The following is a 24,284-nucleotide window of genomic DNA, read 5'->3' as shown; positions in this document are numbered from 1 at the left end:
AGGTCACAGGATCGCGCCGGAGGTGTACTTGGCCGCCTCCGGATAACGGCTGACCAACTCGCCCACCGCCTCGACGACCCGGTCGACCTGGTCACCCGCCGCACCCGTGAACGCCTGCTTGTCCGCCAGGGCCGCGTCCAGCGACACCCGGTCCAGCGGCAGTCGCGGGTCGGCGGCCAACCGGTCCAGCAGGTCGGGCTCGGAACCCTTCTCCCGCATCGCCAACGCCACCGCGACAGCGTGTTCGGAGATCACCTCGTGTGCGGTCTCTCGACCGACCCCCGCGCGCACCGCCGCGATCAGGATTCGTGTGGTGGCCAGGAACGGCAGATAGCGGTCCAGCTCCCGCTGGATCACCGCGGGGTAGGCGCCGAATTCGTCGAGTACGGTCAGGAATGTCTCGGTCTGGCCGTCGAGCGCGAAGAACGCATCGGGCAACGCCACCCGCCGGACCACCGAGCAGAACACGTCGCCCTCGTTCCACTGCGCGCCCGCGAGTTCGGCGGCCATCGATGCGTAGCCGCGCAGCACCACCTGCAAGCCGTTGACCCGCTCGCACGATCGGGTGTTCATCTTGTGCGGCATCGCCGACGAGCCGACCTGGCCGGGCGCAAAGCCCTCGGTCACCAGTTCGTGGCCCGCCATCAGCCGGATCGTGTGCGCCATGGACGACGGTCCCGCGCCGACCTGCACCAGAGCGGAGACGACGTCGTGGTCCAGCGACCGCGGATACACCTGTCCGACGCTGGTGAAAATCTCTGTGAAACCGAGGAATTCGGCGATCCGCGCCTCCAGCTGAGCAAGCCGGGCGGTATCGCCGTCAAACAGATCGAGCATGTCTTGCGCGGTGCCCATCGGGCCCTTGATACCGCGCAGCGGGTAGCGGTCGATCAGCTCGCGCAGTCGCGTCAGCGCGACCAACATCTCCTCGGCGGCCGATGCGAATCGCTTTCCCAACGTGGTGGCCTGTGCCGCGACGTTATGGCTGCGACCCGCCATCACCAGGTCGCGGTAGACGACGGCCCGCTCGGCCAGCCGCGCGACCACCGCGACTCCGTGCGAATGCGCCAACTCCAACGACCGGCGTATCTGCAGCTGCTCGACGTTCTCGGTGAGGTCGCGGCTCGTCATTCCCTTGTGCACGTGCTCGTGACCGGCCAGCGCGTTGAACTCCTCGATGCGCGCCTTGACGTCATGACGGGTCACGCGCTCGCGCGCCGCGATCGAGGACAGGTCGACGTCGGTGAGCACGGCCTCGTAGTCCTCAACCACGCCCGACGGGACGTTGACGCCCAATTCGGCCTGCGCACGCAGAACCGCCAGCCACAACCGACGCTCGGCGACAACCTTGGCCTCCGGTGACCAGATGGCCACCATCTCGTCGCTGGCGTAGCGGTTGGCCAGCACATTCGGGATGGTCACAAACACACAGCTTACGACGCCGCATACGAGGACAAATAAGGCAAGGTAGCCACTATGCACTTCGTCGGGCTCGATCTTGCGTGGGGTGAAGTCAAGCCCACGGGCGTCGCGGTGATCAACGCCGACGGTGCCCTCCTGCACATTTCCACCCAGACCGACGACGCGAGCATCCTGGCCGCGACCGAAGCCTTCGTCGCCGACGACTGCGTGGTCGGCATCGACGCGCCGCTGATCGTGACGAACCCGACCGGCAATCGACCGTGCGAGGCCGCCCTGAACCGCGATTTCCGTGGCTTCGAGGCCGGCGCCCACCCGTCCAACACCGGCAAACCGGAGTTCGCCAACGGAACGCGCGGCGCGCGCCTGGCCGCCGCGATGGACCTGGACCTCGACCCGCACTCGCCGCGGCCCCGCCGTGCGTTGGAGGTCTACCCACACGCCGCATCGGTGGCGCTCTTCCGGCTCGGTCGCACGCTGAAGTACAAGCACAAGCAGGGACGCAAACGCGACACCTTGCAGTCCGAACTTCTGCGGCTGATGAACCTCATCGAGGGCCTTGCGGATGCGGAGGTCCCGCTGCACGTCGCCAAGTTCGAGGACTGGCAGCGGCTGCGCCATTCGGTCGAAACCGCAACGCGTAAAAGCGAATTACGTCGAGCCGAGGATCCGGTCGATGCCGTGCTCTGCGCCTACGTGGCGCTCTATGCCGTACGCCGCCCCGATGACGTGACCCTCTACGGTGACGCCGACACCGGGTACATCCTCACCCCGACTCTGCCTGCCGGGCTGACTCCGCAACCGCCGGAACCGATTCCGGCAAGCGCTCCCACGGCCGTCTCCGACTACGAGGCCCGCCGCCCCACCTTGGAAGCCGTCACCGAGAAGTACCTCCAATTGGTGACGGCGTTTCTCGATGACGCCGGCATCAACTACCTCAGCATCACGGCGCGCACCAAGAGCGTGGAGTCGTTCGCCGCCAAGGCTGAGCGAACCGTGGACGGCCGAAGACTCTTCAGCGACCCGCTGGTCGAGATCACCGACCAGATCGGGCTGCGGATCATCACGTATCTGCGCGAGGACGTCGACGCGGTGGTGACGCTGCTCGCCGACGAAATGCAACTCCTGGACGACCGCGACATGGGTCTGGAAACTGCACGCGAGGGCCGCTGGGGCTATGCCAGCAGGCACCTGCTCGTCGGCGTCGGAGGCGAACAGCAGCCCGCGTCGATCCAGGTGCGCACCGTGCTGCAACACGCCTGGGCGGAGTTCGAACACGAGATCCGCTACAAGGGTTCGATTCCCGCCGAGCACGCACCGGACCTGGATCGACGGTTCACGTTGGCGGCGGGGCTACTCGAACTGGCCGATCGCGAGTTCACCGCCATCCGCGAGCGGCTGCGCGCCACTGCGTCCGAGGACGAGACGGCCGTCGACGAGACCGATCCCAGGATCGCGACGCCGGTGCTGGCGACGTATCTGGGCAACCGATATGCCGACGCGGGCTGGTCACGTACCGACCACTACGCCTGGATCTCGGGGCTACTACTGGAACTCGGAATCACGTCGCTCGACGAGTTGAGTACCGTGCTGGATTCCGTCGACGCGGGCGCGATCAACAAGAGGATGGGCTATCGCTACCCGCCAGGAGCGGTGCGCCGTCTCGACGACGCGCTGCTGGACGTCTTCGACGAGCGCTACCTACACCTGCACGGCAACGCCCACCGCGTGGAGCTGTTGGGCGAGCGGCTCAAACGGCTCCGAAACGGCGAGGCCTAGTCCGGCGTCTCGGCCAGCTGGGTCGGATCGGTGATGCCCTTCTGCTTGATCCCGAGCTGTTTGTTGATCAGCAGCGTGACGCCGAACAGCACGATCCCGATGAGCAGCAGAATCCCGGCGAGCAGGTACTGGGTTCCCGGACGACCGGACAACGGTGTGACGAGATACAGCGAGGCGATGCAGCCGATCACCGGAAGTGCCGTCGGCGTCTTGAAGTGTCCGCCGCTTTCCTTGACGTCTCGACGCAACACCAGCACCGCAACGTTGACCATCGCGAACACCGCGAGCAGCAGCAGCGATGTCGTGCCACCCAACACCGAGATCGCCGAATCACTGGCGAACGCGGACACGTAGAAGATCAGCCCGAACGCGATCGTGGTGGTGAACAGAATCGCGATCCAGGGCGTGCGCCGGGTCTTGTGCACCGACCCCAACACCGGGGGCAGGACGTGTTGACGCGCCATGCCGTAGATCAATCGGCTGGCCATCAGCATGTTGATCAAAGCGGTGTTCGACACCGCGAACATGGTGATGAACGGGAACAGTGTGCCGATCGGCAGGCCTGGCGCCGCGGCCTCGACGACATCGACCAGCGGTGTCTTGCTCGCCGTGAGTTCACCGATCGGCACCAGGGCCACTGCGATGATCGACACCAGCACGTAGACGATGCCTGCGATCGTCAAGCCGCTCAGCAGAACCTTCGGGAAGATCCGCACCGGATCCTTGGTCTCCTCGGCCATGTTAACCGAGTCCTCGAAGCCGACCATCGCAAAGAAGGCCAGCGAGGTCGCTGCGGTGACGGCAACGAAAGTGCTTCGCTCACCTTCACTTTCGAAGAGGATGATGCGGGAGAAGTCGAGGTTGTCGCCGCCCTGTGTGAACGCCCACAGCCCCACCACGATGACCAACAGCAGGCCGGTGATCTCAACGATCGTCAAACCGACGTTGAGCTTGACACTTTCACTGACACCACGAAGGTTGATCGCAGCCAGCCCGGCCATGAAGAACAAGGCGATGGCCGCGATACCGACCTTGCCCCAATCCAATCCGAATCCCTTGATCAGATTGGACGCGAAGGCCTGTGAGGCGGTCGACGCAGAGGTGATGCCGGAGCACATCACGACGAACGCGACGATGAAGGTGAAGAAGTGGATGCCGAATGCTTTGTGCGCGTATAGCGCTGCACCAGCGGCCTGCGGATACTTGGTCACCAGTTCCAGATACGAGAACGCGGTGATGGTCGCTATTACGAACGCGATCAGGAACGGCAGCCACGCCGCGCCGCCGACCTCGCCGGCGACCTGGCCGGTCAGCGCATAGACGCCCGTGCCGAGAATGTCGCCGACGACGAACAGCAAGAGCAGTCCCGGGCCCATCACCCGCTTCAACTCCGGCTGCTGATCCACGGTTTCCGGCTTAGTCATGGCGCGTCTCCTGCCAGTTCTGGGTGAACTGCATTGTTCCGGTCATCGCGCACACCGCGTCGAGGAATTGCGCAACCAGTTCGGGATCCTCGGCGCGCTGCCACCCGAACGTCGTTGGGCGCTGGGCCCTGTCGTGCCAGAAGTGGCCCGCGACAGATTCTGGCCGGGTCGCGACGAGCCAGACCGCAGTGTCTGCGCCGTCTGCAGTATCGCGCAACAGTGGGCGTGTCACCACTCGGAACAGCGGCAAGGCGTCAGCGACGCCGGGCGTCTCAACCCAACCCGGGTGCATACTCTCGACGCGGATGTCGTAGCCCGACACACCGGAAAGCCTGCGCGCCCATGCCTCGGCGAGCACCACCTGCATCCGCTTCGTCCGTGCGTAGACCCGAACGCCGTTGTAGTCACCGGATTTCGATTCCAAGTCATCGACCGACAGGGGCGTTGTGTACATGCCACCGGAGGACATGAAGACGACCGATGCGCCGTGTGCGTCGCGAAGTAACGGAAACAGTCGATCGGTCATCAGGTGCGGACCCAGAACATGGCAGGCCAATTGGGTCTCGTGCCCCTGGGGTGTCTCGATGCGCTCCTTCGGCATCGCGCCGGCGTTGTGCACCACGCCGTGGAGTTCTTCTATGCGGCCGGAGAGGTCTTCGCACCACGCACGCACAGCGTCGAGGTCGGACACATCGCAGACCTCTTCGACCACCATCGCACCGGGAACCAGCCGCCGGATCTCGCCCGCCGAGTGACTGACCTTGTCCGGATTTCGGCCCAGCAGGTGGACGGTCGCATCGAGTTCGGCGAAGGAACGGGCGATGGCCTCCCCGATACCTGCCGTCGCGCCCGTGACCAGAACGCGCTTGCCTGCCATCGCCTTTGGTTGCGGATCGGCCGGCCACCAGGTCCGTCGCAGTCGTGAGCCGAGCTTGGTGTACCCGAGTACGACAGATCGGTCCAATGCGTCGTCGAGTATCTTGGTGAACTTCATCGGATGCTAGTTATCCAGGATGCGAAGCGCGCAAACTTCGGTCAGACCTGGGCTACGTGTTCGTCGATCGGCGCGAGCACGTCGATGACGTCGATCAATGTCGCACGCGCGGTCGCGCGGGGTCCGTCACCATCGCCCACCAGCGCCGCAACCACCGCACCGTCGACGGCGCACACCAACGCCGTGAGCAGTTCCACCCGGACGGCCCGCCCCGACCGCTCGACGGCCTCGACGACCGCATCGGTGCGCTGCTGCAGGATGCGTCGCTCGATATCGCGGAGTCCGGGTTGGCGCGCGCACGCAATGTAGCGCTCATACCGGGAGATCAACTGCTCGGTGACCCGCAGCCCGTTCGCTTCGCCGACCAGAAGATCGACCAGGATGTCGGCCGTCGACTCCGCACCGCGGCGCCGCCGCGACAGGGTGGACACCCGCACTTGCAGTTGCTCGGCTTCGCGGGTGCCCGCGTACTCGACAGCCTTCGCGATCAAGTCCTCGAGCGAGGAGAAGTAGTACGTCGTGGACGCCAAGGGCAGCCCGGCGCGACGCGCCACCGCGCGGTGCCGCACTGCGTCGAACCCGCCTTCGCACAGCAGGTCGGCAGCAGCGCTGACCAGCGCATAGCGCCTTCGCTCCCCCTTTGGAGTGACTGCTGCTGTCACGTAAGGCATGCTGCCAGTCTCCACGGCACGGCATCGGGCTTTCGGCCAATCATCAGGCTTTACACAGAGAAGTCCGCACTTCTGCTCACCGCCGCCCCCTCCCGTCGGCTACCCCTGAGGCCCCTGAGGCGCCGATGGCATGATGGCCGCCATGCCAGAACTGAGTCGACGCGCCCTTCTGCGCCTCGGTGCCGGCGCGGTGGCGGGGGCGGCGGCCCTGCGGCTGTCGCCGGCCGCGGTCGCCGCCCCGACATATGTCGACGGTTCATTCGTTTCGGCGGCCCGTGGCGGAGTGGCGACCAACTGGGCGATCGCGCGCCCTCCCGGCCAGACCTCCCCGCTGCGTCCGATCATCGCTCTGCACGGCAAGGGCCAGGATGCCGCGGGCGTCATGGCGGGCGGTGTCGAGGGCGGTTTGGCGCAGGCGGTCGCCGCCGGTATCCCGCCGGTCGCGGTGGTCGCGGTCGATGGGGGCGGCAGCTACTGGCACAAGCGTGCCTCCGGTGAGGACTCCGGCGCGATGGTGCTCAATGAACTGATCCCGATGCTCGGCGATCAAGGCCTCGACACATCACGCGTCGCGTTTCTCGGTTGGTCGATGGGCGGCTACGGCGCACTGCTGCTCGGCGCGCGACTCGGCGCCGCGCGCACCGCGGCGATCACCGCAGTCAGCCCGGCACTGTGGACGTCATCCGGCGCGGCGGCACCGGGTGCGTTCGACGGCGCCGACGACTACGAGGCCAACAGTGTCTGGGGACTGCCCGCGCTCAATTCGATTCCTATCCGGATCGACTGCGGCGACAGCGATCCGTTCCACGCGGCGACGCAGCAGTTCATCGCCCAGTTGGCCAATCCGCCGGCAGGCGGGTTCTCCCCCGGCGGACATGACGGCGCCTACTGGAGCTCGCAGCTGCCCGCCGAGGTCGCCTGGATGGCACCCCTTCTGGTGGCCTAAGAGACCGAAACCCGGCCCTCGGCCGCAGCCAGCCCGATATCGCTGCGAAAGTGGCTGCCCGGCAGGCGAATCGACTTGATCAAGTGGTAGGCGGCCTCGCGTGCTGCATTCAGGTCGGCGCCCGTTCCCACCACCGACAGGACCCGACCTCCTGACGAGACGATCGCGCCGTCGTCGCGACGCGAAGTCCCCGCATGCAGCACGCCGTCGGCTTCCGAACCGGTGATGACATCGCCCACTCGCGGCCGACCCGGATAGTTCTCGGCGGCGACCACGACCGTTACCGATGCGCCGTCTCGCCAAACCAGCGTCGGCTGGTCGGCAAGATGTCCGGTGGCGGCGGCGTGCAGCAGCTGGCCCAGCGGGGTTTCCAGCAACGCCAGCACGGCCTGGGTCTCAGGATCGCCGAAGCGGCAGTTGAATTCGACCACCGCGGGCCCCCGCGAAGTGATCGCCAACCCGGCGTAGAGCAGGCCAGAGAATGCGCTGCCGCGCTTGACCAGTTCGGCCGCAACGGGTTTCACGACGTCGTCGACAATCGAGGCGACCACGTCGTCGGGCAGCCACGGCAGCGGGGCGTAGGCGCCCATGCCGCCGGTGTTGGGTCCGGTGTCCCCGTCGCCGACACGCTTGAAGTCCTGGGCTGCCAGCAGCGGTACTACGGTCTCGCCGTCGACGACACAGAACAACGACACCTCGGGACCGTCGAGGAACGACTCGAGCAGTACCGGGTGCCCGGAGTCGAGCAGGCTGGCCGCGTGCGCCCGGGCCGTGTCGCGATCGGCGGTGACCACGACGCCCTTGCCCGCGGCCAGACCGTCGTCCTTGACCACCCACGACGGGTCACCGCTCGGTGGACCGAAGCGGTCGAGCGCCGCGTCGAGGTTGGCGGGGTTGTCGACGATCTCACTGATCGCGGTGCGCACCCCCGCGGCGGCCATCACATCCTTGGCGAACGCTTTCGAACCTTCGATGCGCGCGGCGTCCTTCGTGGGCCCGAAGCAGGCGATGCCCGCGCTTCGCACCGCATCGGCCACCCCGAGTACCAACGGAACCTCGGGCCCGACCACCACCAGGTCGGAGCCGATGCGCTGAGCCAGCTTGACGACGGCGTCGCCCGAGGTGATGTCGACGTCGTACTGGTCGGCGATGATCGCGGTCCCGGCGTTGCCCGGCGCGACGGCCAGCGCGTCGACCTCGGGGTCTCGGCGCAGTGCAAGCAGCAACGCATGTTCACGGGCACCGGATCCGATCACCAGGACTCGCACAAGCGAACACCTTAATCGCATACGTCGATGACGCTTCGGGTATCCGTCCGCGATGACCGAACCCGAACTGATCGTCATCGGCAGCGGGCCAGCGGGCGTCGGCGCCGCCGAAGCGTTCCGCGCGCACAACAGCACGCTGCCCGTTCGCCTCATCAGCGCGGATCCCGCACTTCCCTACGAACGCCCGCCGCTGAGCAAGGACTTTCTGCGCGGCGAAACCGACGATGTGGCGTTGCATCCGCGGTCCTGGTTCGCTGACCGCGGCATCGAACTCATGCAGGGGGTCGAGCTGGACCGCTTTGACGCCGAAGCCGGTTTCGTCGTCGTCGATGGCGAACCGCACACCTACCATGCGCTGATATTGGCCGCAGGCGCGACACCGTCGCCGCTTCCGGTGACCGGCGGCGAACGGGCCCTGCAGCTGCGCTCGCTGTCAGATGCCGAGCGACTGCGGACGGCGGGTTCAAAAGCGCGGTCCGCGGTCGTCGTCGGCGCCGGTTTCATCGGCTGCGAGGCCGCAGCATCACTGGCTCGACGCGGTGTATCGGTCACTCTCGTTGCTCCGCAGGATGTTCCACAGGAGAAGCGACTCGGACGGGAGGCCGGCGAACAACTCCTGCGGCTGGTCGAAGAGGCCGGCGTGCGATACGTCGGCGGTGTCTCTGTCGACGCGATCCACGACGGCGCAGTCCAGCTCGACAGCGACGTGAGCATCGAATGCGACCTCGTGCTGGCGGCTACCGGCGTCGCCCCGAATAGCGGTGCCGCTGAGGCCGCCGGACTGAACATCGAACAATCACGAGTCGTCGTCGGGGCCGGCATGGTGACATCGGCACCCAACATCTTCGCGGCCGGCGATGTCGCGCTGGCTTACAACAGAACGGCGGGCCGTCGGATAGCGACCGAACACTGGCAGGACGCTGCCGACCAGGGCGCGATCGCGGGTGCATCTGCCGCCGGTGTCGACGCGCAGTGGGACGGCGTGCCGGGCTTCTGGACGAGCATCGGCGACAGCGACGTCAAGTACCACTCATGGGGCGACGGCTACGAGTCGAGTCGGTTGCTGCGCCACGACGACGGCTTCACGGTGTGGTACGAGCGCGGCGGCGTCACAGTCGGGGTGCTCACGCTCAACGCCGACGATGACTACGACCTCGGCGAGCGCCTGATCAAGGAAGGTTCGCCGGCGCCGGTAGGAACGCGCTGACCGACATCGTTGGCCATACACTGGACTTAGCAGTGTATGGTCGCACTATGACGCAGAGCACATGCCCCTTCGGCGCGGGTTTCGACTTCACCGACCCCGACGTCCTGCTGCAGGGAATTCCCGTCACCGAGTTCGCCGAACTGCGCAAGACAGCGCCAGTGTGGTGGAACGACCAGCAGGAATCGATCTTCGACGACGGCGGCTACTGGGTGATCACCCGCCACGAGGACATCAAGTCGATCTCCCGCAACAGCGACCTGTGGTCCACCAACCGCAAGGGCGCTGTGATGCGGCTGCCCGACGGCGTCACCAGCGAGCAGCTCGACCTGACCAAGGCTCTGTTGATCAACCATGACGCCCCCGAGCACACCCGGCTGCGCAAGATCGTGTCGCGGCTGTTCACCCCGCGCTCGGTCGCCGCGCTCGAGGAGAAGTTGGCCGTCGCCGCACGTGAGATCGTCGGTGCGGCGAAGGCAAAGGGGAGCGGGGACTTCGTCGACGACATCGCGATGAGCCTGCCCCTGCTGGCGATCGCCGACCTGATCGGCGTGCCCGAGGCCGACCGCGAGAAGCTCTTTCACTGGACCAACTCGATCATGAACACCGACGATCCGGATTTCGACTCCGATCCCACGACGGCCAACGCCGAGCTCATGGGCTACGCATACACCATGGCCGAAGATCGCCGGCGCTGTCCGGCCGATGACATCGTCACGCGCCTGATTCAGGCCGACATCGACGGCGAATCGCTCGGCGATGTCGAGTTCGCGTTCTTCGTCATCCTGCTGGCCGTGGCAGGCAACGAGACCACCCGCAACGCCATGACCCACGGCATCAACGCGTTCTTCGAGAACCCCGACCAGTGGGAGCTGTTCAAGCGGGACCGGCCGGACACCGCGGTCGACGAAATTATCCGCTGGGCCACCCCTGTGCACTGCTTCCAGCGAACTGCGTTGGCAGACAACGAGATCGGCGGTGTCATGATCCGCGAAGGGCAGCGTGTGGGCCTCTTCTACAGTTCGGCGAACTTCGACGAGGACGTGTTCGATTCTCCCTTCGAATTCAACATCCTGCGCAATCCCAACCCGCATCTGGCGTTCGGTGGCAATGGCGCGCACTTCTGCATCGGTGCGAACCTCGCTCGCATGGAAATCAAGCTGATCTTCAACGAGCTGGCTGATCAGATTCCCAACATCGCCAAACTGGATGAACCGCAACGGCTTAGGTCAGGCTGGATCAACGGGGTCAAGGCGCTGCCCGTCTCTTTCGGCGGCTGAGACTACTATCCGGGGATGCGCACCCACGGCTGGTCTGGATCGGCACCCGCCACCGACGAAGAGGCCATCAGCCGTATCCTCGTCGCGGCGAGCAAGGCGATCGATGCACGTGGCGCCGATTTTTCGATCAGCGACGTCGCCCGCACTCTCGGTGTCACCCGCCAGACGGTGTACCGCTATTTCCCCAGCACCGATGCACTGCTGATCGCCGCCGCCGTGCACGCCGCGAGCGGCTTCCTCGACCGATTGGCCGCACATATGCGCGGCATCACCGATCCGGCCGACGCGATTGCGGAGGCAGTCGCCACGGCGCTGGAATGGTTGCCCGAGGACAAGCACCTCGGCCTGCTCATCATGCCCGGCCAGCCGAACCCACACACAGAGTCGGTGACGTCGGATGTCGCGCTGGACTTCGGCCACTCGATGGTTCGCAGGTTCGACGTCGACTGGACCGGACTGGGCTACACCGACGCAGATCTCGGCGAACTCGTCGAGCATCTGCTGCGGATCATCCAGTCATTCGTCATCGACCCCGGCCGACCACCGCGCCAAGGTGTCGAACTCCGCAATTACCTGCGCCGCTGGGTGGGGGCGGCTATACGACCGTCAGTGGAAGCGACTTCCGCTCCTCGAACACCCACGACGCACCTCGGCTGAATTCGGTCACCTCGACCTCAGACAGTTTCTTTGCCGCGGTGTCGGTTTCGATCACGCGGACGGTCCAATCCGACTCGGTGCCCGAGACCTCAGCGCGCAGATGAGGATCGACCGCCTGCACGATCGCCTGCAGCGGGGTATCGGCAACCGGCGACACCAGCGAGATCCACGCACCGTCCTCATATGCCGGCGAGCGCCGGACGTGGACGAAGTTCGGATCGATGTCTGCCGACACATAGGCGGCCGGGTTGAGCAGCGGGTGCAGTTCCAGTACTCGCAGCGCGCCCTTGACTCCGCCGGGAAGCTTGAGCGCCTTGTGGATTCGCTCGGCAGCCACCCCGGCGATACCGATCAGCTGCTTGGTGCGGATCGACCGCGCGAGCGCTGCGTCGTCCTTGGCGCGCTTCTCGACCGCGATCGTGAACGACTTCACCAGCAGATGCATCTGCAGACACACCTCGTCGGCGATCCGGACCAGCGCCGAATGCGAGAACGCACCGAAGTCGACATCGGCGAGCAACTCTCCCGAATAGTCAGCCATGCCTTCGTCGTTCGGATCGATCGGCTCGAGCTCGGTGTGGTATGCGCGAGTGGCGCCGACTATGTCCATCGCGGGGATGAACGGAACCTCCGGATAGGACTCGTCGATGATCACCGTCCACCTGCAGTGCGGATGCTGGTCGGACGGTGTCCTCGGCGGCCGGTGGATCGGCCGAACCTGAGCCTTGCGGTTGGTGGCCAACGCCGTCGCGTCGAACGTCGGGTCCTCGATGTCGTGGCACATGCCCTTGACGTAGTCCTCGCCCATCGGCTCGACATCAAGCAGGGCGCCACAGTGATCGAGGTAGAACTCGCCGTGCCAGCGGTCGTGAACGATGTAGCGAAAATCCATGAACTGCGGCGGGGCGCCGATGTCGAGCTGCAAGCCCTTGAAAAGGGTGAAGATGTCGACGCCCTCGTAGTTGAGCGCCTTCTGCATCCGTTTGGTGTAGAGCGGACTGGACGCCGCCCACTCCTCGATGGCGACCTGCAGCATCTCCTCGCGTCCCCACGCGCTGATGCAATGCGCCATTCCGGAGCGGTCGATGAGCTGACCGATCAACAGCAACTCGGGCACCAGGGTGGCGAGTTCTTCGCGTGTCAGCGCGGCATATCTACTCATCATCGAGCTTGCTTCCCGAGTGCATGTTCAGCGCGGCGTTGACATTGCCCTTCTTGTCTTCTCCGCGCCCTTTCTCCGCATCCTTCTTACGCTTGGCGGCCACCTTGGTGACGACACCGTCGAGCTTGGAGCCGAGCGGGAAGCCGAGGTAGTGGGTCAGGAAGATCGCCATCTCCTTGAGCTCCTCGACGGTGAATTCCTCGTTGCTCAGCGCCGCATTGACCTGGATCTCCGCCAGATCCGAGATGCCGAGCGCGGTGACGCAGGTGAGCGTCATCATCCGCTTGTCGCGCATCGACAAACCGGGACGGCTCCAGATGGTGCCGAAGAGGTGGTCGGCCGTGAGCGCGAAGTAATCGCCGGGCATGTCCGGCATTTCCCAGCCGTACACCTCGTTCATCTTCTCGAGGCCCTTGCGGCGCAGTTCGTCCATTGATTACTCCTTCGTGGTCGAACTCGTATGCGGTACACCAAGTCCGGCGGCCAGATCCCGCAAAGCTATCTCGGCCAGTGGCAGTTCCACACCGTTGGCTTCGCCAAGCCCGAGGGCCAACTTCAGGTCCTTCTCAGCCAGCCCCCGGGTGTGGACGAACATGTCGTGCACGAAGTGATCGGGCTGCAGCGGTTTGGTGTCGTCGCGGACCATGATCGCGCCCGGCCCGCCGCTCTGGGCATCGCTGTGGCGCACCACGCGGCCGAGCTTCTGCAGATCGATGCCGGCCGCTTCGGCGAGCCTGGACGCCTCACACGCCGCGGTGAACCCGATGAATGTCAGCATGTTGCGGGCGATCTTCATTCGTGTGCCTGCGCCGGGAGCACCCGCACGCACCACCAGCGACGCCCACTGTTTGAACACTGGCTTGACCTTGTCGTAAGCCTCGTCGTCCGCACCGACCATGACAGCCAGCTCACCCTTGTCCGCCGCGCCTGCACCTCCGCTGACCGGTGCGTCGACGATGTGGATCCCCTTGGAGTGCAACTCATCAGCCAACTCGGAAGCGGTGTCGGGCTCGATGGTGGAATGGATCGCGATGACGGTGCCCGGCTTCGCATGCTCGGCGAGCTGACCCACGACGTCGCGCACCTGATCGTCATTGAGCACGGTGACGCTGATGACGTCGGCCTGCGCGACATCCGCCACGGAGTCCGCCAGTGAAGCGCCGAGTTCCGCCAACGCTGTCATCGCCTCGGTGCGCACATCGAAGACCACCAGTCCGCCGGGCCACTCCACGAGGCGCTTCGCCATCGGAGCACCCTGGTTGCCAAGGCCGATGTAACCGAGCTTGAGGTCGTCGCTCATCTAATGATCTGTCCGCCGTCGACGTTGAAGATCTGACCGGTGACCCACTTGGCCTGGTCGGACAGCAGGAACAGGCACATGCCGGTCAGGTCGTCCACCTCGCCCATACGCGACAACGGAATTCCCTTCACGATGTCGGCGACCATCTCCTGTGGCGTTGTCGTGCGATTGGCCTCGGTGTCGATGGGTCCGGGCGCGATGGCGTTGACGCGGATGTTCTGACCACCGAGTTCGGTGGCGAGCTGCTGGGTGAGGCCGTTGATGCCGACCTTGGCCAGGCCGTAGAAGTTCGAATACAGCCATGCCGCGGTGGAGGACTGGTTGACGATCGCCCCGCCGCCGCGCTTGGCCATCTTGCGGTATACCGCGCGGGTGCACACCAGCGCGCCGTCCATGTTCACGCTCATGAACTTCTTGTAGTACTCCCAGTCGACGGTGATGAGGAAGTCCAGCTTCATGCCGCCGAAGATCGCGGCGTTGTTGACCAGGTAGTCGATGCCCTCGAACTCGGCCAGCGTCTGCGCGGCCATCTCCTTGGCGGAGTCGGGGTCGGAAACGTCGACGCGCACCGCGAGCGCGTTGCCGCCCTCGCCCTTGATGCCGTCGGCGACCTTCTGCGCGCCTTCGACATTGATGTCGGCGACCACCACGGCCGCACCCTCACGGGCCAGTGCCTCGGCATACGCCTGACCGATACCGCCGCCGGCGCCGGTGACGATCGCGACCTTTTCCTTGAACTGATCTCCGTACATGTCTCCCTCTTCCCGCCGAGTGGCCAGTTATTGGTCGCCGTTAGTCCAATAGCGTTGGATAAGTGGCCGTTCGGCGATCAACTCGCTGCTGTCGCAATGGCTTTGATTTCCAGGTACTCCTCGAAGCCGGCGAGCCCCATCTCACGGCCGATACCGGACTGCTTGTATCCGCCGAACGGCATGTCGGCCGAGTACCAGACACCGCCGTTGATGTTCACGGTGCCGACGCGCAGCCTCGCGGCCACCGCGTTCGCCCGCTCGATGTCCGGCGAGAAGACCGTGCCCGACAGACCGTAGGGCGAGTCGTTGGCGATGCGCACGGCATCGTCGTCGCCGTCGTGGGCGATGACGGTGAGCACCGGCCCGAAGATCTCTTCCCGGGCGACCTTGGCGTTGTTGTCCAGTCCGGCGATGACGGTCGGCTCGATGAAGTAGCCGACGTCACGATCGGCGGGACGCCCTCCGCCGCAGGCGAACTTGCCACCCTCGTCGGCGGCCGAATCCAGGTAGGCCTGCACGCGGTCGCGCTGCCGTTCCGATATCACCGGCCCGCAGATAGTGCCGGCATCCTGGGGGTCGCCGGGCCTCAAACCGGCCATCGTGGCCGCCGCCGCCTCGACTGCTTCGTCGTAGCGGGCCCGCGGCACCACCAGCCGGGTGGTGATCGCACACCCCTGGCCCGCATGCATCGACGCCGTGAACGCGGACATCGAGCAGGCGCCTGCCAGGTCGGCGTCATCGAGTACCAGGAAAGCCGACTTGCCGCCGAGTTCCAGAAACACCTTCTTCAGGGTGGCGGCACCGTCAGCCATCACCGCTCGCCCTGTGTTCGTCGACCCGGTGAACGAAACCATGTCCACCCGTGGGTCTTTCGACAACAGGGCGCCGACGCCGTGATCGCTGGACGTGATGATGTTGACCACGCCGGCTGGGATGTCGGTGTGTTCGACGATCAGCTCGCCCAGCACCGCCGCGCACCAAGGTGTATCGGGTGCCGGCTTGAGCACGATCGTGTTGCCGGCCGCCAGAGCGGGACCTAGCTTGGCGAGATTGATCTGGTGGGGGAAATTCCACGGGGTGATCGCGCCAACCACGCCGACGGCTTCGCGTGCGATGGTGCGTTGGGTCTTGATCCCCATGGGCGACGCGACACCGAAATCGGTGGTCCACGCGTACGACTCCGCGGTGTCGGCGCAGAAGCTCAGGTCTTCGACGGGGCCCTCGAGTTGCGCCATCGAGGTCAGCATCCGGGGCGCGCCGACCTCGCTGATCGTCACCTCCCGCAGATCCTCCGCCGCGTCGCGCATCGCCTGCTGGAGTTGGCGAATGCCGCGCACCCGCAGCTCGGTGTCCGTCGACCAGCCCGTCTCGTCGAAGGCGCGCCGCGCCGCCTCGATCGCCCGGCCCATGTCGTCGGTGCTTGCGTCGGCTGCGACGCCGAGCACCTCTTCGGTGGCCGGGTTGACGGTTCCGAACGTGCCCGCGCTCCCGGCGACAAGCTCTCCGTCGATGAGCAAACGACTCTCGCGATCGGCGAGGATTCCCATCCGAACTCCTGTGTTCGCACTACTGGACAACTGTCCGACTGTCTCATCTCGAACCATAGCCGCTCCTTGCGGCGAGAAGCAAGGGCGCCCCGGTTCACCTGTGTACTTGCTTCATGCTGTCCCTGTCGGATAAGTTGGACATGTGTCCAGTGAACCAGCGGTGGTGGTCACGCAACCGCCTCTCCCTCAACCAGGGGAGACGCCGCGCAACCGGCGCCAGGAGGAGACCTTCAACAAGGTGCTTGCCGCCGGCGTGGAGATGCTGCGCGAGTCGTCGTACGCGGATCTCACGGTGCGTGCGGTCGCGGCGCGGGCCAAGGTCGCGCCGGCAACCGCCTACACCTACTTCTCGTCGAAGAACCATCTGATCGCCGAGGTCTACCTGAACCTGATCCGCCGGGTGCCCTACTTCACCGACGTCAACGACAGCCGGACCGCCCGCGTCGAGAAGACGCTGCGCAGCATGGCGCTGACGGTCGCCGATGAGCCGGAGGTGGCCGCCGCCTGCACCACCGCTCTGCTGAGCGGAAACGACGACGCGGTGCGCTCGGTCCGTGATCGCATCGGCGCAGAGATCCACCGCCGCATCCGTTCAGCCGTCGGCCCGGATGCGGACCCGCGCACACTCGCCGCGTTGGAGATGACCTTCTTCGGCGCGTTGGTGAACGCCGGAAGCGGCGCCTTCACCTATCACCAGATCGCCGACCGCCTCAGCTATGTGGTCGGTCTCATCTTGGGAGACGACCAGTGACATCCGAGATCGTCGATACCAGCGACCTGCTGCTCGACCCGTACGACTACGACTTCCACGAGGATCCCTACCCGTACTACAAACGCCTGCGCGACGAGGCCCCGCTGTACCGCAACTCCGAACTCGGCTTCTGGGCATTGTCCCGGCACCAGGACGTGCTGGCGGGCTTCCGCAACAGCGCCACGTTGTCCAACAAGTTCGGGGTGTCACTGGATCCGGCCTCGCGGGGCCCGCACGCGTCCAAGACCATGTCCTTCCTGGCGATGGACGATCCGGCGCACCTCCGGTTGCGCACCCTCGTCTCCAAGGGTTTCACTCCGCGTCGCATCCGCGAGCTGGAGCCCCGGGTCACCGAGATCGCGACTCAGCATCTCGACATCATGATGGAGAAGGCGCGCTCGTCTCCTTCTGAAACCGTCGACTACGTCAACGAATTCGCTGGCAAGCTCCCGATGGACGTCATCTCCGAGTTGATGGGCGTACCCGTCGAGGACCGCGACCAGGTGCGGGCGTGGGCAGACGGGGTGATGCACCGCGACGAGGGCGTCACCGACGTGCCACCCGCAGCCATCGAGGCCTCTCTGAACCTGATCGTCTACTACCAGGAGATGGTCGCCCAGCGCCGCAAGCAGCTCACCGACGATCTGACGTCGGCACTGCTCGAGGCTGAGATCGACGGGGACCGGCTCACCGACGACGAGATCCTCGGGTTCATGTTCCTGATGGTGATCGCCGGTAATGAGACCACCACCAAACTCCTTGCCAATGCGGCTTTCTGGGGCCACAAGAACCCCGATCAGCTGGCTCCGGTCTACACCGACCTGGAGCGGGTGCCACTGTGGGTCGAGGAGACGCTGCGGTACGACACCTCGAGCCAGATCCTGGCGCGGACGGTCCAGGGCGAGCTCACGCTCTACGACACGACCATTCCCGACGGTGATGTGCTCCTGCTGCTGCCCGGCTCAGCGCACCGCGACGAGCGAGTCTTCGAGGACCCCGACGACTTCATCATTGGCCGCGAAATCGGCTCCAAACTACAGAGTTTCGGAAGTGGAGCACACTTCTGCCTCGGTGCGCACCTGGCCCGGATGGAGGCCAGGGTGGCGCTGACCGAGATGTTCAAGCGAATCCGCGGATACGAGGTCGACGAGGCCAACGCCGTCCGAGTCCACTCGAGTAATGTCCGCGGGTTCGCCCACCTACCCATGACTCTCCAGATCCGCTGAAGGTCAACACCATGCCTCGTTTTGCACCACTTCCCGACCGCAGGCCTGCCATCGTCGCAGGCGCCTCGGCAGGTATCGGAGAAGCCACCGCCATCGACCTCGCGTCGCGCGGCTTCCCGGTCGCACTGGGCGCCCGTCGCGTCGAGAAGCTCGACGATCTCGTCGGCAAGATCCGCGCCGAGGGCGGCGAGGCCGTCGGGTTCCATCTCGATGTGACCGACCCCAACTCGGTGAAGTCGTTCGTGGCCAACGCCGTTGACGCACTCGGTGAGATCGAGGTACTGGTCGCCGGCGCCGGCGACACCTACTTCGGCAAGCTGGCCGAGATCACCACCGACGAGTTCGACTCGCAGTTGCAGATCCATCTGGTCGGGGCCAACCGGCTGACGACGGCGGTACTGCCGGGCATGCTGGAACGTCAACGCGGCGACCTGATCTTCGTGGGCTCCGAGGTGGCGTTGCGCCAGCGCCCGCATATGGGCGCCTACGGCGCCGCGAAGGCCGCACTCGTCGCCATGGTCAACAACCTCCAGATGGAGCTCGAGGGCACCGGTGTCCGCGCCTCGATTGTGCATCCGGGGCCGACCAAAACCAGCATGGGGTGGAGCCTGCCCGCCGACAAGATCGCTCCGGCACTTGATGATTGGGCTAAGTGGGGCCAGGCGCGGCACGATTACTTCCTGCGGGCCGCCGATCTCGCGCGCGCGATCACGTTCGTCGCCGAGACGCCGCGCGGCGGGTACATCGCCAACATGGAACTACAGCCCGAAGCCCCACTGACCAGCGCCCCGGCGGAACGCCAGAAGCTGGTCTTGAACGAGGAGAACCTGAACCCATGACGACGGCGACTGCCCCCCGGGTTTCCGGCGGCGAGGAGGAACACGGACACCTCGAGGAGTTCCGCACCGACCCGATAGGCCTGATGAACCGCATCCGCGAGGAATGCGGTGACGTCGGCTGGTTCCAGCTGGTCGACAAGCAGGTCGTCATGCTGTCCGGGTCCGAGGCCAACGAGTTCTTCTTCCGCTCCAGTGACAGCGAGTTGAACCAGGCAGAGGCCTATCCCTTCATGACGCCGATCTTCGGCGAAGGCGTGGTGTTCGACGCCGACCCCGAACGTCGAGCGGAGATGCTGCACAACACCGCATTACGCGGCGAGCAGATGAAGGGCCACGCGGCCACCATCGAGAACGAGGTCAAGAAGATCATCGCCGACTGGGGACCCGAAGGTGAGATCGAGCTTCTCGACTTCTTCTCGGAGTTGACCATCTACACCTCGACGGCGTGCCTCATCGGACTGAAGTTCCGCGAGCAGCTCGACAGTCGATTCGCCCAGTACTACCACCAGCTGGAGCGTGGGACCGATCCCCTCTGCTACGTCGATCCCTACCTCGACATCGAGAGCTTCCGGATCCGCGACGAGTCGCGCGTGAAACTCGTTGCGCTGGTTCAGGAGATCATGGAAGGCCGCATCGCCAATCCGCCTGCGAGCAAGGAAGATCGGGACCTGCTCGACGTGCTGGTCTCGATCAAGGATGACGAAGGCAACCCGCGCTTCACTGCCAACGAGGTCACCGGCATGTTCATCTCACTGATGTTCGCGGGCCACCACACCAGCTCGGGTACCTCGTCGTGGACGTTGATCGAGCTGATTCGGCACCCCGAGGTGTACGCCGAGGTGCTGGCCGAGCTCGAGGAGCTCTATGCGGACGGGCAGGAGGTCAGTTTCCATGCACTGCGACAGATTCCGAAGCTGGACAACGTCGTAAAGGAGACGTTGCGGCTGCATCCGCCGCTGATCATCCTCATGAGAGTCGCGCAGGACGAGTTCGAGGTTCAGGGCTTCGGAATCCACAAGGGCGACTTCGTCGCAGCGTCGCCGGCGATCTCGAACCGAATTGCGGAGGACTTCCCCGACCCCGATGTGTTCAACCCCGACCGCTACCTGAAACCGCGGCAGGAGGATCTGGCCAACCGTTGGACGTGGATTCCGTTCGGCGCAGGCAAGCACCGCTGCGTTGGGGCTGCCTTCGCCCAGATGCAGATCAAGGCGATCTTCTCGGTGTTGTTGCGCGAGTATGAGTTCGAAATGGCCCAGCCCGCCGACAGTTACCGCAACGATCACTCCAAGATGGTCGTACAGCTGGCCCAGCCGGCGAAGGTGCGCTACCGCAAGCGGGCCAAGAAGGACTGAGCCGATGGGCTGCTACCGCGTAGAGCTGGACGAGGACCTGTGTCAGGGCCACGCCATGTGCGAACTGGAGGCCCCTGACGTGTTCGCCGTGCCCAAGCGTGGGGTCGTCAAGATCGTCGACCCGGAGCCACCCGACGACATCCGCGAGGAAGTCGAGCGGGCGATCGATATGTGTCCTACCCAAGCAATTTCAATCACAGAGAAGGACTGACAATGGCGTCGTTTACACGGGATCAACTGGACAGCTGGGTCGAGCGGTGGCTGCAGGCAAACAAGGACTCCGAGGCGGCCGGTGATTGGTCGAATCTGGCTGACTTCTACACCGACGACGCGACCTACGGCTGGAACATCGGGCCGAAGGAAGATGTGATGTGCATCGGCCGCGACGAAATCCGCGACGTCGCCCTCGGCCTGGAGATGCAAGGCCTGGAGAACTGGGTGTACGAGTACCAGAAGGTGCTCGTGGACGAGAAGCAGGGCGAGATCGTCGGTTTCTGGAAGCAGATCGTGAACAAGTCCGACGGCACGCAGGACGAGATCTACGGCATCGGTGGCAGCTGGTTCCGGCTGGACAGCAACCTCTTGATCGAGTGGCAGCGCGACTTCTTCGACTTCGGGCACGTCGCCTATATGTTCGGCAAGCTCATCGGGTCCGGCGACCTCAGCGAGGGTATGCAGAAGCGGATCGAACGCTCCATGGCCGGCGAGAAGCTGCCCGGCTACTACCCGCTCGGCGAGGCTCCAGCAAAGATCTGGTGACACCCGGCCAAGCGGTTGCTTGGGGGTGCGTGTGACGCACCTAACTAATGGCTCTAGTCTGGCCTCAAGGGTCTAGTGGAAGGCGAGTACGGATGAAGACAAAGGGCGCTCTCATCTACGAGTTCAACCAACCGTGGTCGATCGAAGAGATCGAGATCGGCGACCCCGTCAAGGACGAGGTCAAGATCCAGATGGAAGCGTCGGGCATGTGCCACTCCGACCACCACCTGGTCACGGGCGACATCCCGATGGCCGGCTTCCCCGTGCTCGGCGGCCACGAGGGCGCAGGCATCGTCACCGAAGTCGGGCCCGGCGTGGAGAACGTCGCCCCTGGTGATCACGTGGTGCTCTCCTTCATCCCGTCCTGCGGTGAGTGTCCGACCTGTCAAAGCGGTCAGCGCAACCTGTGCGACCTCGGGGCTCTGCTCCTGACCGGCACGGCCGTCTCCGACGGCACCCACCGCGTGACGACCCCCGACGGCACACCCGTCATCCCGATGACGCTGCTCGGCACCTTCAGCCCTTACATGGTCGTGCACAAGAGCTCGGTGGTGAAGATCGATCCGACCATCCCGTTCGAGGTGGCCTGCCTCGTCGGCTGCGGTGTGACCACCGGCTACGGCTCGGCCACTCGCAGCGCGGACATCCGTCCGGGTGAGGACGTCGCGATCTTCGGCATCGGCGGCGTCGGCATGGGCGCGCTTCAGGGCGCAGTGAATGCAGGCGCACGCAACATCTTCGCGATCGACCCGGTCGAGTGGAAGCGCGATCAGGCGTTGAAGTTCGGTGCGACGCACGTCTATCCGGACGTCTTCTCCGCGATGGGCGGCATCGCCGAGGTCACCGCGGGCGGAATGGCGCGTAAGACGATCATCACGACCGGTGAGCTCAAGGGCGAGGATATCGACAACTACCTCAACTGCACCTCGAAGGGCGGCACCTGCGTGGTCACCGCGGTCGCCAACATGGCCGAGATGGACGTGAAGCTGAACCTGGCCATGCTGACGTTGATGCAGAAGAGGCTGCAGGGCACCATCTTCGGCGGCGGCAACCCGCACTACGACATCCCGCAGCTGCTGTCGATGTACAAGGCAGGCAAGCTCAACCTCGACGACATGGTCACCCGGCAGTACAAGCTGGAGCAGATCAACGACGGCTATCAGGACATGCTGCAGGGCCGCAACATACGCGGTGTAATCCGCTACACCGACGAAGATCGGTAGACCCATGTCTGACAGCACGATTGACACAGTCGAGAAGACACCGGTCGTCACCGCGTCCGAGTCGTCGTGGCGCTGCGTGCAGGCGGGCGACAAGGACGGCTGGCTCGCGCTGATGACCGATGACATCGTCATCGAAGACCCGATCGGTCCGTCCGTGACGAACCCTGACGGCAACGGTGTGCGCGGCAAGGCGGCGGTCGGCGACTTCTTCGACACCAACATCGGCCCGAACAAGCTGACCATCACCCGCGAGTCGACGTTCCCGTCCAGCTCTCCGAACGAGATCGCGTACATCCTTGTGCTGCGCACGCTGTTCCCGAACGGCTTCACCGCCACGGTGCGCGGCGTCTTCACCTACAAGGTGAACGACGAGGGGCTGATCACCAACCTGCGTGGCTACTGGAACATGGACGCAATGGAATTCGGGCAGGAGGAAGGCGGCGGCGATTAGCCGTCCGCTTACGGGCCGCGGCGCCGTCGTCGTCGGCGGCACCCGCGGCATCGGACTCGCGGTGGCGCAACTGCTCGCCGAACAGGGCGCCGGGGTCGTGCTCAACGGGCGCGACCCCGATACCGCCAAGCTGGCCGCCGCCGCGATACCCCGAGCACTTGCCCACGCCGGTTCACCGTCGGATCCCGAAGTCGCCGACGCTCTGATCGACAGGTGCATCAACGAGTTCGGCCGCATCGACATCCTGGTGAACTGCGCGGGGACACCGGGACTGGCTGGCGAGTCGATCCTCACAGTCACCAGCAAGCTGTTCCACGATCTGATCGACGCACACCTGGTGACCACATTCGAGACATGCCGGGCGGCGGCGCCGAAGATGGTCGAGCAGGGCAGTGGTTCGATCATCAACACCAGTTCGTTCGCGTACCGCGGCGACTACGGGGGCACTGGCTACCCGGCGGGCAAGGGTGGGGTCAACGGGCTGACGCTGGCCATCGCCGCGGAGCTCAAGGAGCACGGCGTTCGGGCGAACGTGGTGTGCCCGGGCGCGAAGACACGGCTGTCGACGGGCTCGGAGTACGAAACCCACATCGCCGAGTTGAATCGGCGCGGGCTGCTGGACGACGGCAGCACGCAGGCCGCGCTGGACGCGCCCCCCGCGGAGTACGCCGCACCGACCTACGCCTATCTCGCCGGGGATCTCGCCAAGGATGTGACGGGCCAGATCTTCATCGCCGCAGGCGGTTTCGTCGGCCGCTTCGACCGTCAGACACCGGCCATCATCGGCTACCGCGACCACAGCGACGCACCACCATGGACCGTCGAGGAACTGGGCGATCTCATCCGCTGAGCGCCCCGTAAGCTCGGGCGCATGGCGAGCGTGTTCACGAAGATCATCAACGGAGAGCTACCAGGTCGGTTCGTCTACGAAGACGACGAGATCGTCGCGTTTCTGACCATCGCGCCCATCACCGTAGGTCACACACTGGTGGTCCCGCGGGCCGAGATCGACAACTGGCAGGACGTCGACCCCGCGGTGTTCGGCCGGGTGATGGAGGTGTCGCAGTTGATCGGCAAGGCCGTGGTCAAGGCCTTCCCCGCCGAGCGTGCGGGCGTGATCATCGCGGGGCTGGAAGTCCCGCACCTTCACGTCCACGTCTTCCCGACGAACAACCTCGCGGACTTCGGTTTCGCGAACGCCGATCAGAATCCGTCGCCCCAATCACTCGATGACGCGCAGGCCAAGATCAAGGCCGCGTTGGGCGAATTGCGCTGAC

Annotated in this window: 25 protein-coding genes; 15 read left to right on the top strand and 10 right to left on the bottom strand. The window is 65.2% G+C overall.

The genetic code is table 11. From position 1 onward, the window contains the following. Positions 1 to 3: 3 nt before the first annotated feature. Positions 4 to 1,422: an adenylosuccinate lyase gene (gene purB / locus CSQ99_RS07230; RefSeq protein WP_099038485.1), complete on the bottom strand. Its 1,419-nt coding sequence runs from the start codon at positions 1,420 to 1,422 to the stop codon at positions 4 to 6. A gap of 54 nt (positions 1,423 to 1,476) precedes the next feature. Here purB and relZ point away from each other — a divergent pair, with 54 nt between their 5' ends. Continuing rightward, complete coding sequence (gene relZ / locus CSQ99_RS07225; protein WP_099038380.1) at positions 1,477 to 3,198, top strand: bifunctional ribonuclease/(p)ppGpp synthase; 1,722 nt, start codon at positions 1,477 to 1,479, stop codon at positions 3,196 to 3,198. Here the strand turns inward: relZ and CSQ99_RS07220 are convergent. The 3 genes from CSQ99_RS07220 to CSQ99_RS07210 are packed head-to-tail and all read right to left on the bottom strand — an operon-like array spanning position 3,195 to position 6,287. Continuing rightward, positions 3,195 to 4,622, bottom strand: coding sequence for an APC family permease (locus CSQ99_RS07220; RefSeq protein ID WP_099038379.1), 1,428 nt, complete (start codon positions 4,620 to 4,622; stop codon positions 3,195 to 3,197). The genes relZ and CSQ99_RS07220 overlap by 4 nt on opposite strands. After that, a complete protein-coding gene (locus CSQ99_RS07215; protein WP_099038378.1) occupies positions 4,615 to 5,616 on the bottom strand; it encodes an SDR family NAD(P)-dependent oxidoreductase in 1,002 nt (333 codons plus the stop codon). The genes CSQ99_RS07220 and CSQ99_RS07215 overlap by 8 nt, the downstream gene beginning before the upstream one ends. Positions 5,617 to 5,657: 41 nt before the next feature. Next, positions 5,658 to 6,287, bottom strand: coding sequence for a TetR/AcrR family transcriptional regulator (locus tag CSQ99_RS07210; RefSeq protein ID WP_099038484.1), 630 nt, complete (start codon positions 6,285 to 6,287; stop codon positions 5,658 to 5,660). Between the two features lie 130 nt (positions 6,288 to 6,417). Here CSQ99_RS07210 and CSQ99_RS07205 point away from each other — a divergent pair, with 130 nt between their 5' ends. Next, positions 6,418 to 7,233, top strand: coding sequence for an alpha/beta hydrolase (locus CSQ99_RS07205; protein WP_176560913.1), 816 nt, complete (start codon positions 6,418 to 6,420; stop codon positions 7,231 to 7,233). Here CSQ99_RS07205 and purD read toward each other — a convergent pair. Beyond that, entirely contained in the window at positions 7,230 to 8,501 is a 1,272-nt protein-coding gene (purD, locus tag CSQ99_RS07200) for a phosphoribosylamine--glycine ligase (RefSeq protein ID WP_099038377.1), read from the bottom strand. The genes CSQ99_RS07205 and purD overlap by 4 nt on opposite strands. Positions 8,502 to 8,553: 52 nt before the next feature. Here purD and CSQ99_RS07195 point away from each other — a divergent pair, with 52 nt between their 5' ends. The 3 genes from CSQ99_RS07195 to CSQ99_RS07185 are packed head-to-tail and all read left to right on the top strand — an operon-like array spanning position 8,554 to position 11,642. Then, positions 8,554 to 9,708 carry an NAD(P)/FAD-dependent oxidoreductase gene (locus tag CSQ99_RS07195; RefSeq protein ID WP_099038376.1) on the top strand — a complete coding sequence of 385 codons (1,155 nt, stop codon included), beginning with the start codon at positions 8,554 to 8,556 and terminating at the stop codon, positions 9,706 to 9,708. 47 nt (positions 9,709 to 9,755) lie between these two features. Beyond that, the gene (locus tag CSQ99_RS07190; RefSeq protein WP_099038375.1) at positions 9,756 to 10,985 is read left to right on the top strand and encodes a cytochrome P450; all 1,230 of its coding nucleotides are present in this window, start codon (positions 9,756 to 9,758) and stop codon (positions 10,983 to 10,985) included. Positions 10,986 to 11,000: 15 nt separating this feature from the next. Beyond that, a complete protein-coding gene (locus CSQ99_RS07185) occupies positions 11,001 to 11,642 on the top strand; it encodes a TetR/AcrR family transcriptional regulator (protein ID WP_099038374.1) in 642 nt (213 codons plus the stop codon). Here CSQ99_RS07185 and CSQ99_RS07180 read toward each other — a convergent pair. The 5 genes from CSQ99_RS07180 to CSQ99_RS07160 all read right to left on the bottom strand — a co-directional run bounded on the left by CSQ99_RS07180 (position 11,581) and on the right by CSQ99_RS07160 (position 16,403). Beyond that, a complete protein-coding gene (locus CSQ99_RS07180) occupies positions 11,581 to 12,807 on the bottom strand; it encodes a hypothetical protein (RefSeq protein WP_099038373.1) in 1,227 nt (408 codons plus the stop codon). The genes CSQ99_RS07185 and CSQ99_RS07180 overlap by 62 nt on opposite strands. Next, positions 12,797 to 13,237 carry a carboxymuconolactone decarboxylase family protein gene (locus CSQ99_RS07175; RefSeq protein WP_099038372.1) on the bottom strand — a complete coding sequence of 147 codons (441 nt, stop codon included), beginning with the start codon at positions 13,235 to 13,237 and terminating at the stop codon, positions 12,797 to 12,799. The genes CSQ99_RS07180 and CSQ99_RS07175 overlap by 11 nt, the downstream gene beginning before the upstream one ends. A 3-nt stretch (positions 13,238 to 13,240) precedes the next feature. Continuing rightward, a complete protein-coding gene (locus CSQ99_RS07170; RefSeq protein WP_099038371.1) occupies positions 13,241 to 14,104 on the bottom strand; it encodes an NAD(P)-dependent oxidoreductase in 864 nt (287 codons plus the stop codon). Beyond that, positions 14,101 to 14,856 (bottom strand): SDR family oxidoreductase, encoded by a 756-nt coding sequence (locus tag CSQ99_RS07165; RefSeq protein ID WP_099038370.1) that lies wholly within the window; start codon positions 14,854 to 14,856, stop codon positions 14,101 to 14,103. The genes CSQ99_RS07170 and CSQ99_RS07165 overlap by 4 nt, the downstream gene beginning before the upstream one ends. Before the next feature lie 77 nt (positions 14,857 to 14,933). Beyond that, positions 14,934 to 16,403: an aldehyde dehydrogenase gene (locus tag CSQ99_RS07160; RefSeq protein WP_099038369.1), complete on the bottom strand. Its 1,470-nt coding sequence runs from the start codon at positions 16,401 to 16,403 to the stop codon at positions 14,934 to 14,936. A 142-nt stretch (positions 16,404 to 16,545) separates the two neighbouring features. Between CSQ99_RS07160 and CSQ99_RS07155 the strand changes: the two genes are divergently transcribed. From CSQ99_RS07155 to CSQ99_RS07110, 10 genes are all read left to right on the top strand, one after another. Next, positions 16,546 to 17,154: a TetR/AcrR family transcriptional regulator gene (locus tag CSQ99_RS07155; RefSeq protein WP_176560912.1), complete on the top strand. Its 609-nt coding sequence runs from the start codon at positions 16,546 to 16,548 to the stop codon at positions 17,152 to 17,154. Then, positions 17,151 to 18,380, top strand: coding sequence for a cytochrome P450 (locus CSQ99_RS07150; protein WP_176560911.1), 1,230 nt, complete (start codon positions 17,151 to 17,153; stop codon positions 18,378 to 18,380). The genes CSQ99_RS07155 and CSQ99_RS07150 overlap by 4 nt, the downstream gene beginning before the upstream one ends. Positions 18,381 to 18,391: 11 nt before the next feature. Further along, positions 18,392 to 19,219 carry an SDR family oxidoreductase gene (locus CSQ99_RS07145; RefSeq protein ID WP_099038367.1) on the top strand — a complete coding sequence of 276 codons (828 nt, stop codon included), beginning with the start codon at positions 18,392 to 18,394 and terminating at the stop codon, positions 19,217 to 19,219. Beyond that, positions 19,216 to 20,574: a cytochrome P450 gene (locus CSQ99_RS07140; protein WP_099038366.1), complete on the top strand. Its 1,359-nt coding sequence runs from the start codon at positions 19,216 to 19,218 to the stop codon at positions 20,572 to 20,574. Before CSQ99_RS07145 ends, CSQ99_RS07140 begins: the two co-directional genes overlap by 4 nt. Before the next feature lie 4 nt (positions 20,575 to 20,578). Next, complete coding sequence (locus CSQ99_RS07135; RefSeq protein WP_099038365.1) at positions 20,579 to 20,785, top strand: ferredoxin; 207 nt, start codon at positions 20,579 to 20,581, stop codon at positions 20,783 to 20,785. A 2-nt stretch (positions 20,786 to 20,787) separates the two neighbouring features. After that, positions 20,788 to 21,333 (top strand): nuclear transport factor 2-like protein, encoded by a 546-nt coding sequence (locus tag CSQ99_RS07130; protein WP_099038364.1) that lies wholly within the window; start codon positions 20,788 to 20,790, stop codon positions 21,331 to 21,333. A 92-nt stretch (positions 21,334 to 21,425) separates the two neighbouring features. Continuing rightward, a complete protein-coding gene (locus tag CSQ99_RS07125) occupies positions 21,426 to 22,556 on the top strand; it encodes an NDMA-dependent alcohol dehydrogenase (RefSeq protein ID WP_099038363.1) in 1,131 nt (376 codons plus the stop codon). A gap of 4 nt (positions 22,557 to 22,560) precedes the next feature. Then, on the top strand, positions 22,561 to 23,007 hold the full coding sequence (locus CSQ99_RS07120; protein ID WP_099038362.1) for a nuclear transport factor 2 family protein: 447 nt from the start codon (positions 22,561 to 22,563) through the stop codon (positions 23,005 to 23,007). After that, positions 23,003 to 23,857, top strand: coding sequence for an SDR family NAD(P)-dependent oxidoreductase (locus CSQ99_RS07115; protein ID WP_099038481.1), 855 nt, complete (start codon positions 23,003 to 23,005; stop codon positions 23,855 to 23,857). The genes CSQ99_RS07120 and CSQ99_RS07115 overlap by 5 nt, the downstream gene beginning before the upstream one ends. A 21-nt stretch (positions 23,858 to 23,878) precedes the next feature. Further along, positions 23,879 to 24,283 carry an HIT family protein gene (locus CSQ99_RS07110; protein WP_099038361.1) on the top strand — a complete coding sequence of 135 codons (405 nt, stop codon included), beginning with the start codon at positions 23,879 to 23,881 and terminating at the stop codon, positions 24,281 to 24,283. The last annotated feature ends 1 nt before the right edge of the window (position 24,284 follow it).

Origin of the sequence: Mycobacterium neglectum, from assembly GCF_002591975.1 — a bacterium.
Taxonomy (GTDB): domain Bacteria; phylum Actinomycetota; class Actinomycetes; order Mycobacteriales; family Mycobacteriaceae; genus Mycobacterium; species Mycobacterium neglectum.
The sequence above is the reverse complement of the archived record's forward strand: the minus strand, read 5'-3'. Positions and strand labels throughout refer to the sequence as shown.

Coding starts and splice junctions, on each gene's coding strand:
- CSQ99_RS07210 (WP_099038484.1), bottom strand. CDS start 6,287: ATGCCTTACGTGACAGCAGCAGTCACTCCAAAGGGGGAGCGAAGGCGC.
- CSQ99_RS07170 (WP_099038371.1), bottom strand. CDS start 14,104: ATGAGCGACGACCTCAAGCTCGGTTACATCGGCCTTGGCAACCAGGGT.
- CSQ99_RS07195 (WP_099038376.1), top strand. CDS start 8,554: ATGACCGAACCCGAACTGATCGTCATCGGCAGCGGGCCAGCGGGCGTC.
- CSQ99_RS07215 (WP_099038378.1), bottom strand. CDS start 5,616: ATGAAGTTCACCAAGATACTCGACGACGCATTGGACCGATCTGTCGTA.
- CSQ99_RS07190 (WP_099038375.1), top strand. CDS start 9,756: ATGACGCAGAGCACATGCCCCTTCGGCGCGGGTTTCGACTTCACCGAC.
- CSQ99_RS07180 (WP_099038373.1), bottom strand. CDS start 12,807: ATGATGAGTAGATATGCCGCGCTGACACGCGAAGAACTCGCCACCCTG.
- CSQ99_RS07185 (WP_099038374.1), top strand. CDS start 11,001: ATGCGCACCCACGGCTGGTCTGGATCGGCACCCGCCACCGACGAAGAG.
- CSQ99_RS07135 (WP_099038365.1), top strand. CDS start 20,579: ATGGGCTGCTACCGCGTAGAGCTGGACGAGGACCTGTGTCAGGGCCAC.
- CSQ99_RS07140 (WP_099038366.1), top strand. CDS start 19,216: ATGACGACGGCGACTGCCCCCCGGGTTTCCGGCGGCGAGGAGGAACAC.
- CSQ99_RS07130 (WP_099038364.1), top strand. CDS start 20,788: ATGGCGTCGTTTACACGGGATCAACTGGACAGCTGGGTCGAGCGGTGG.
- CSQ99_RS07205 (WP_176560913.1), top strand. CDS start 6,418: ATGATGGCCGCCATGCCAGAACTGAGTCGACGCGCCCTTCTGCGCCTC.
- CSQ99_RS07120 (WP_099038362.1), top strand. CDS start 22,561: ATGTCTGACAGCACGATTGACACAGTCGAGAAGACACCGGTCGTCACC.
- CSQ99_RS07160 (WP_099038369.1), bottom strand. CDS start 16,403: ATGGGAATCCTCGCCGATCGCGAGAGTCGTTTGCTCATCGACGGAGAG.
- relZ (WP_099038380.1), top strand. CDS start 1,477: ATGCACTTCGTCGGGCTCGATCTTGCGTGGGGTGAAGTCAAGCCCACG.
- CSQ99_RS07165 (WP_099038370.1), bottom strand. CDS start 14,856: ATGTACGGAGATCAGTTCAAGGAAAAGGTCGCGATCGTCACCGGCGCC.
- CSQ99_RS07110 (WP_099038361.1), top strand. CDS start 23,879: ATGGCGAGCGTGTTCACGAAGATCATCAACGGAGAGCTACCAGGTCGG.
- CSQ99_RS07145 (WP_099038367.1), top strand. CDS start 18,392: ATGCCTCGTTTTGCACCACTTCCCGACCGCAGGCCTGCCATCGTCGCA.
- CSQ99_RS07220 (WP_099038379.1), bottom strand. CDS start 4,622: ATGACTAAGCCGGAAACCGTGGATCAGCAGCCGGAGTTGAAGCGGGTG.
- CSQ99_RS07175 (WP_099038372.1), bottom strand. CDS start 13,237: ATGGACGAACTGCGCCGCAAGGGCCTCGAGAAGATGAACGAGGTGTAC.
- CSQ99_RS07125 (WP_099038363.1), top strand. CDS start 21,426: ATGAAGACAAAGGGCGCTCTCATCTACGAGTTCAACCAACCGTGGTCG.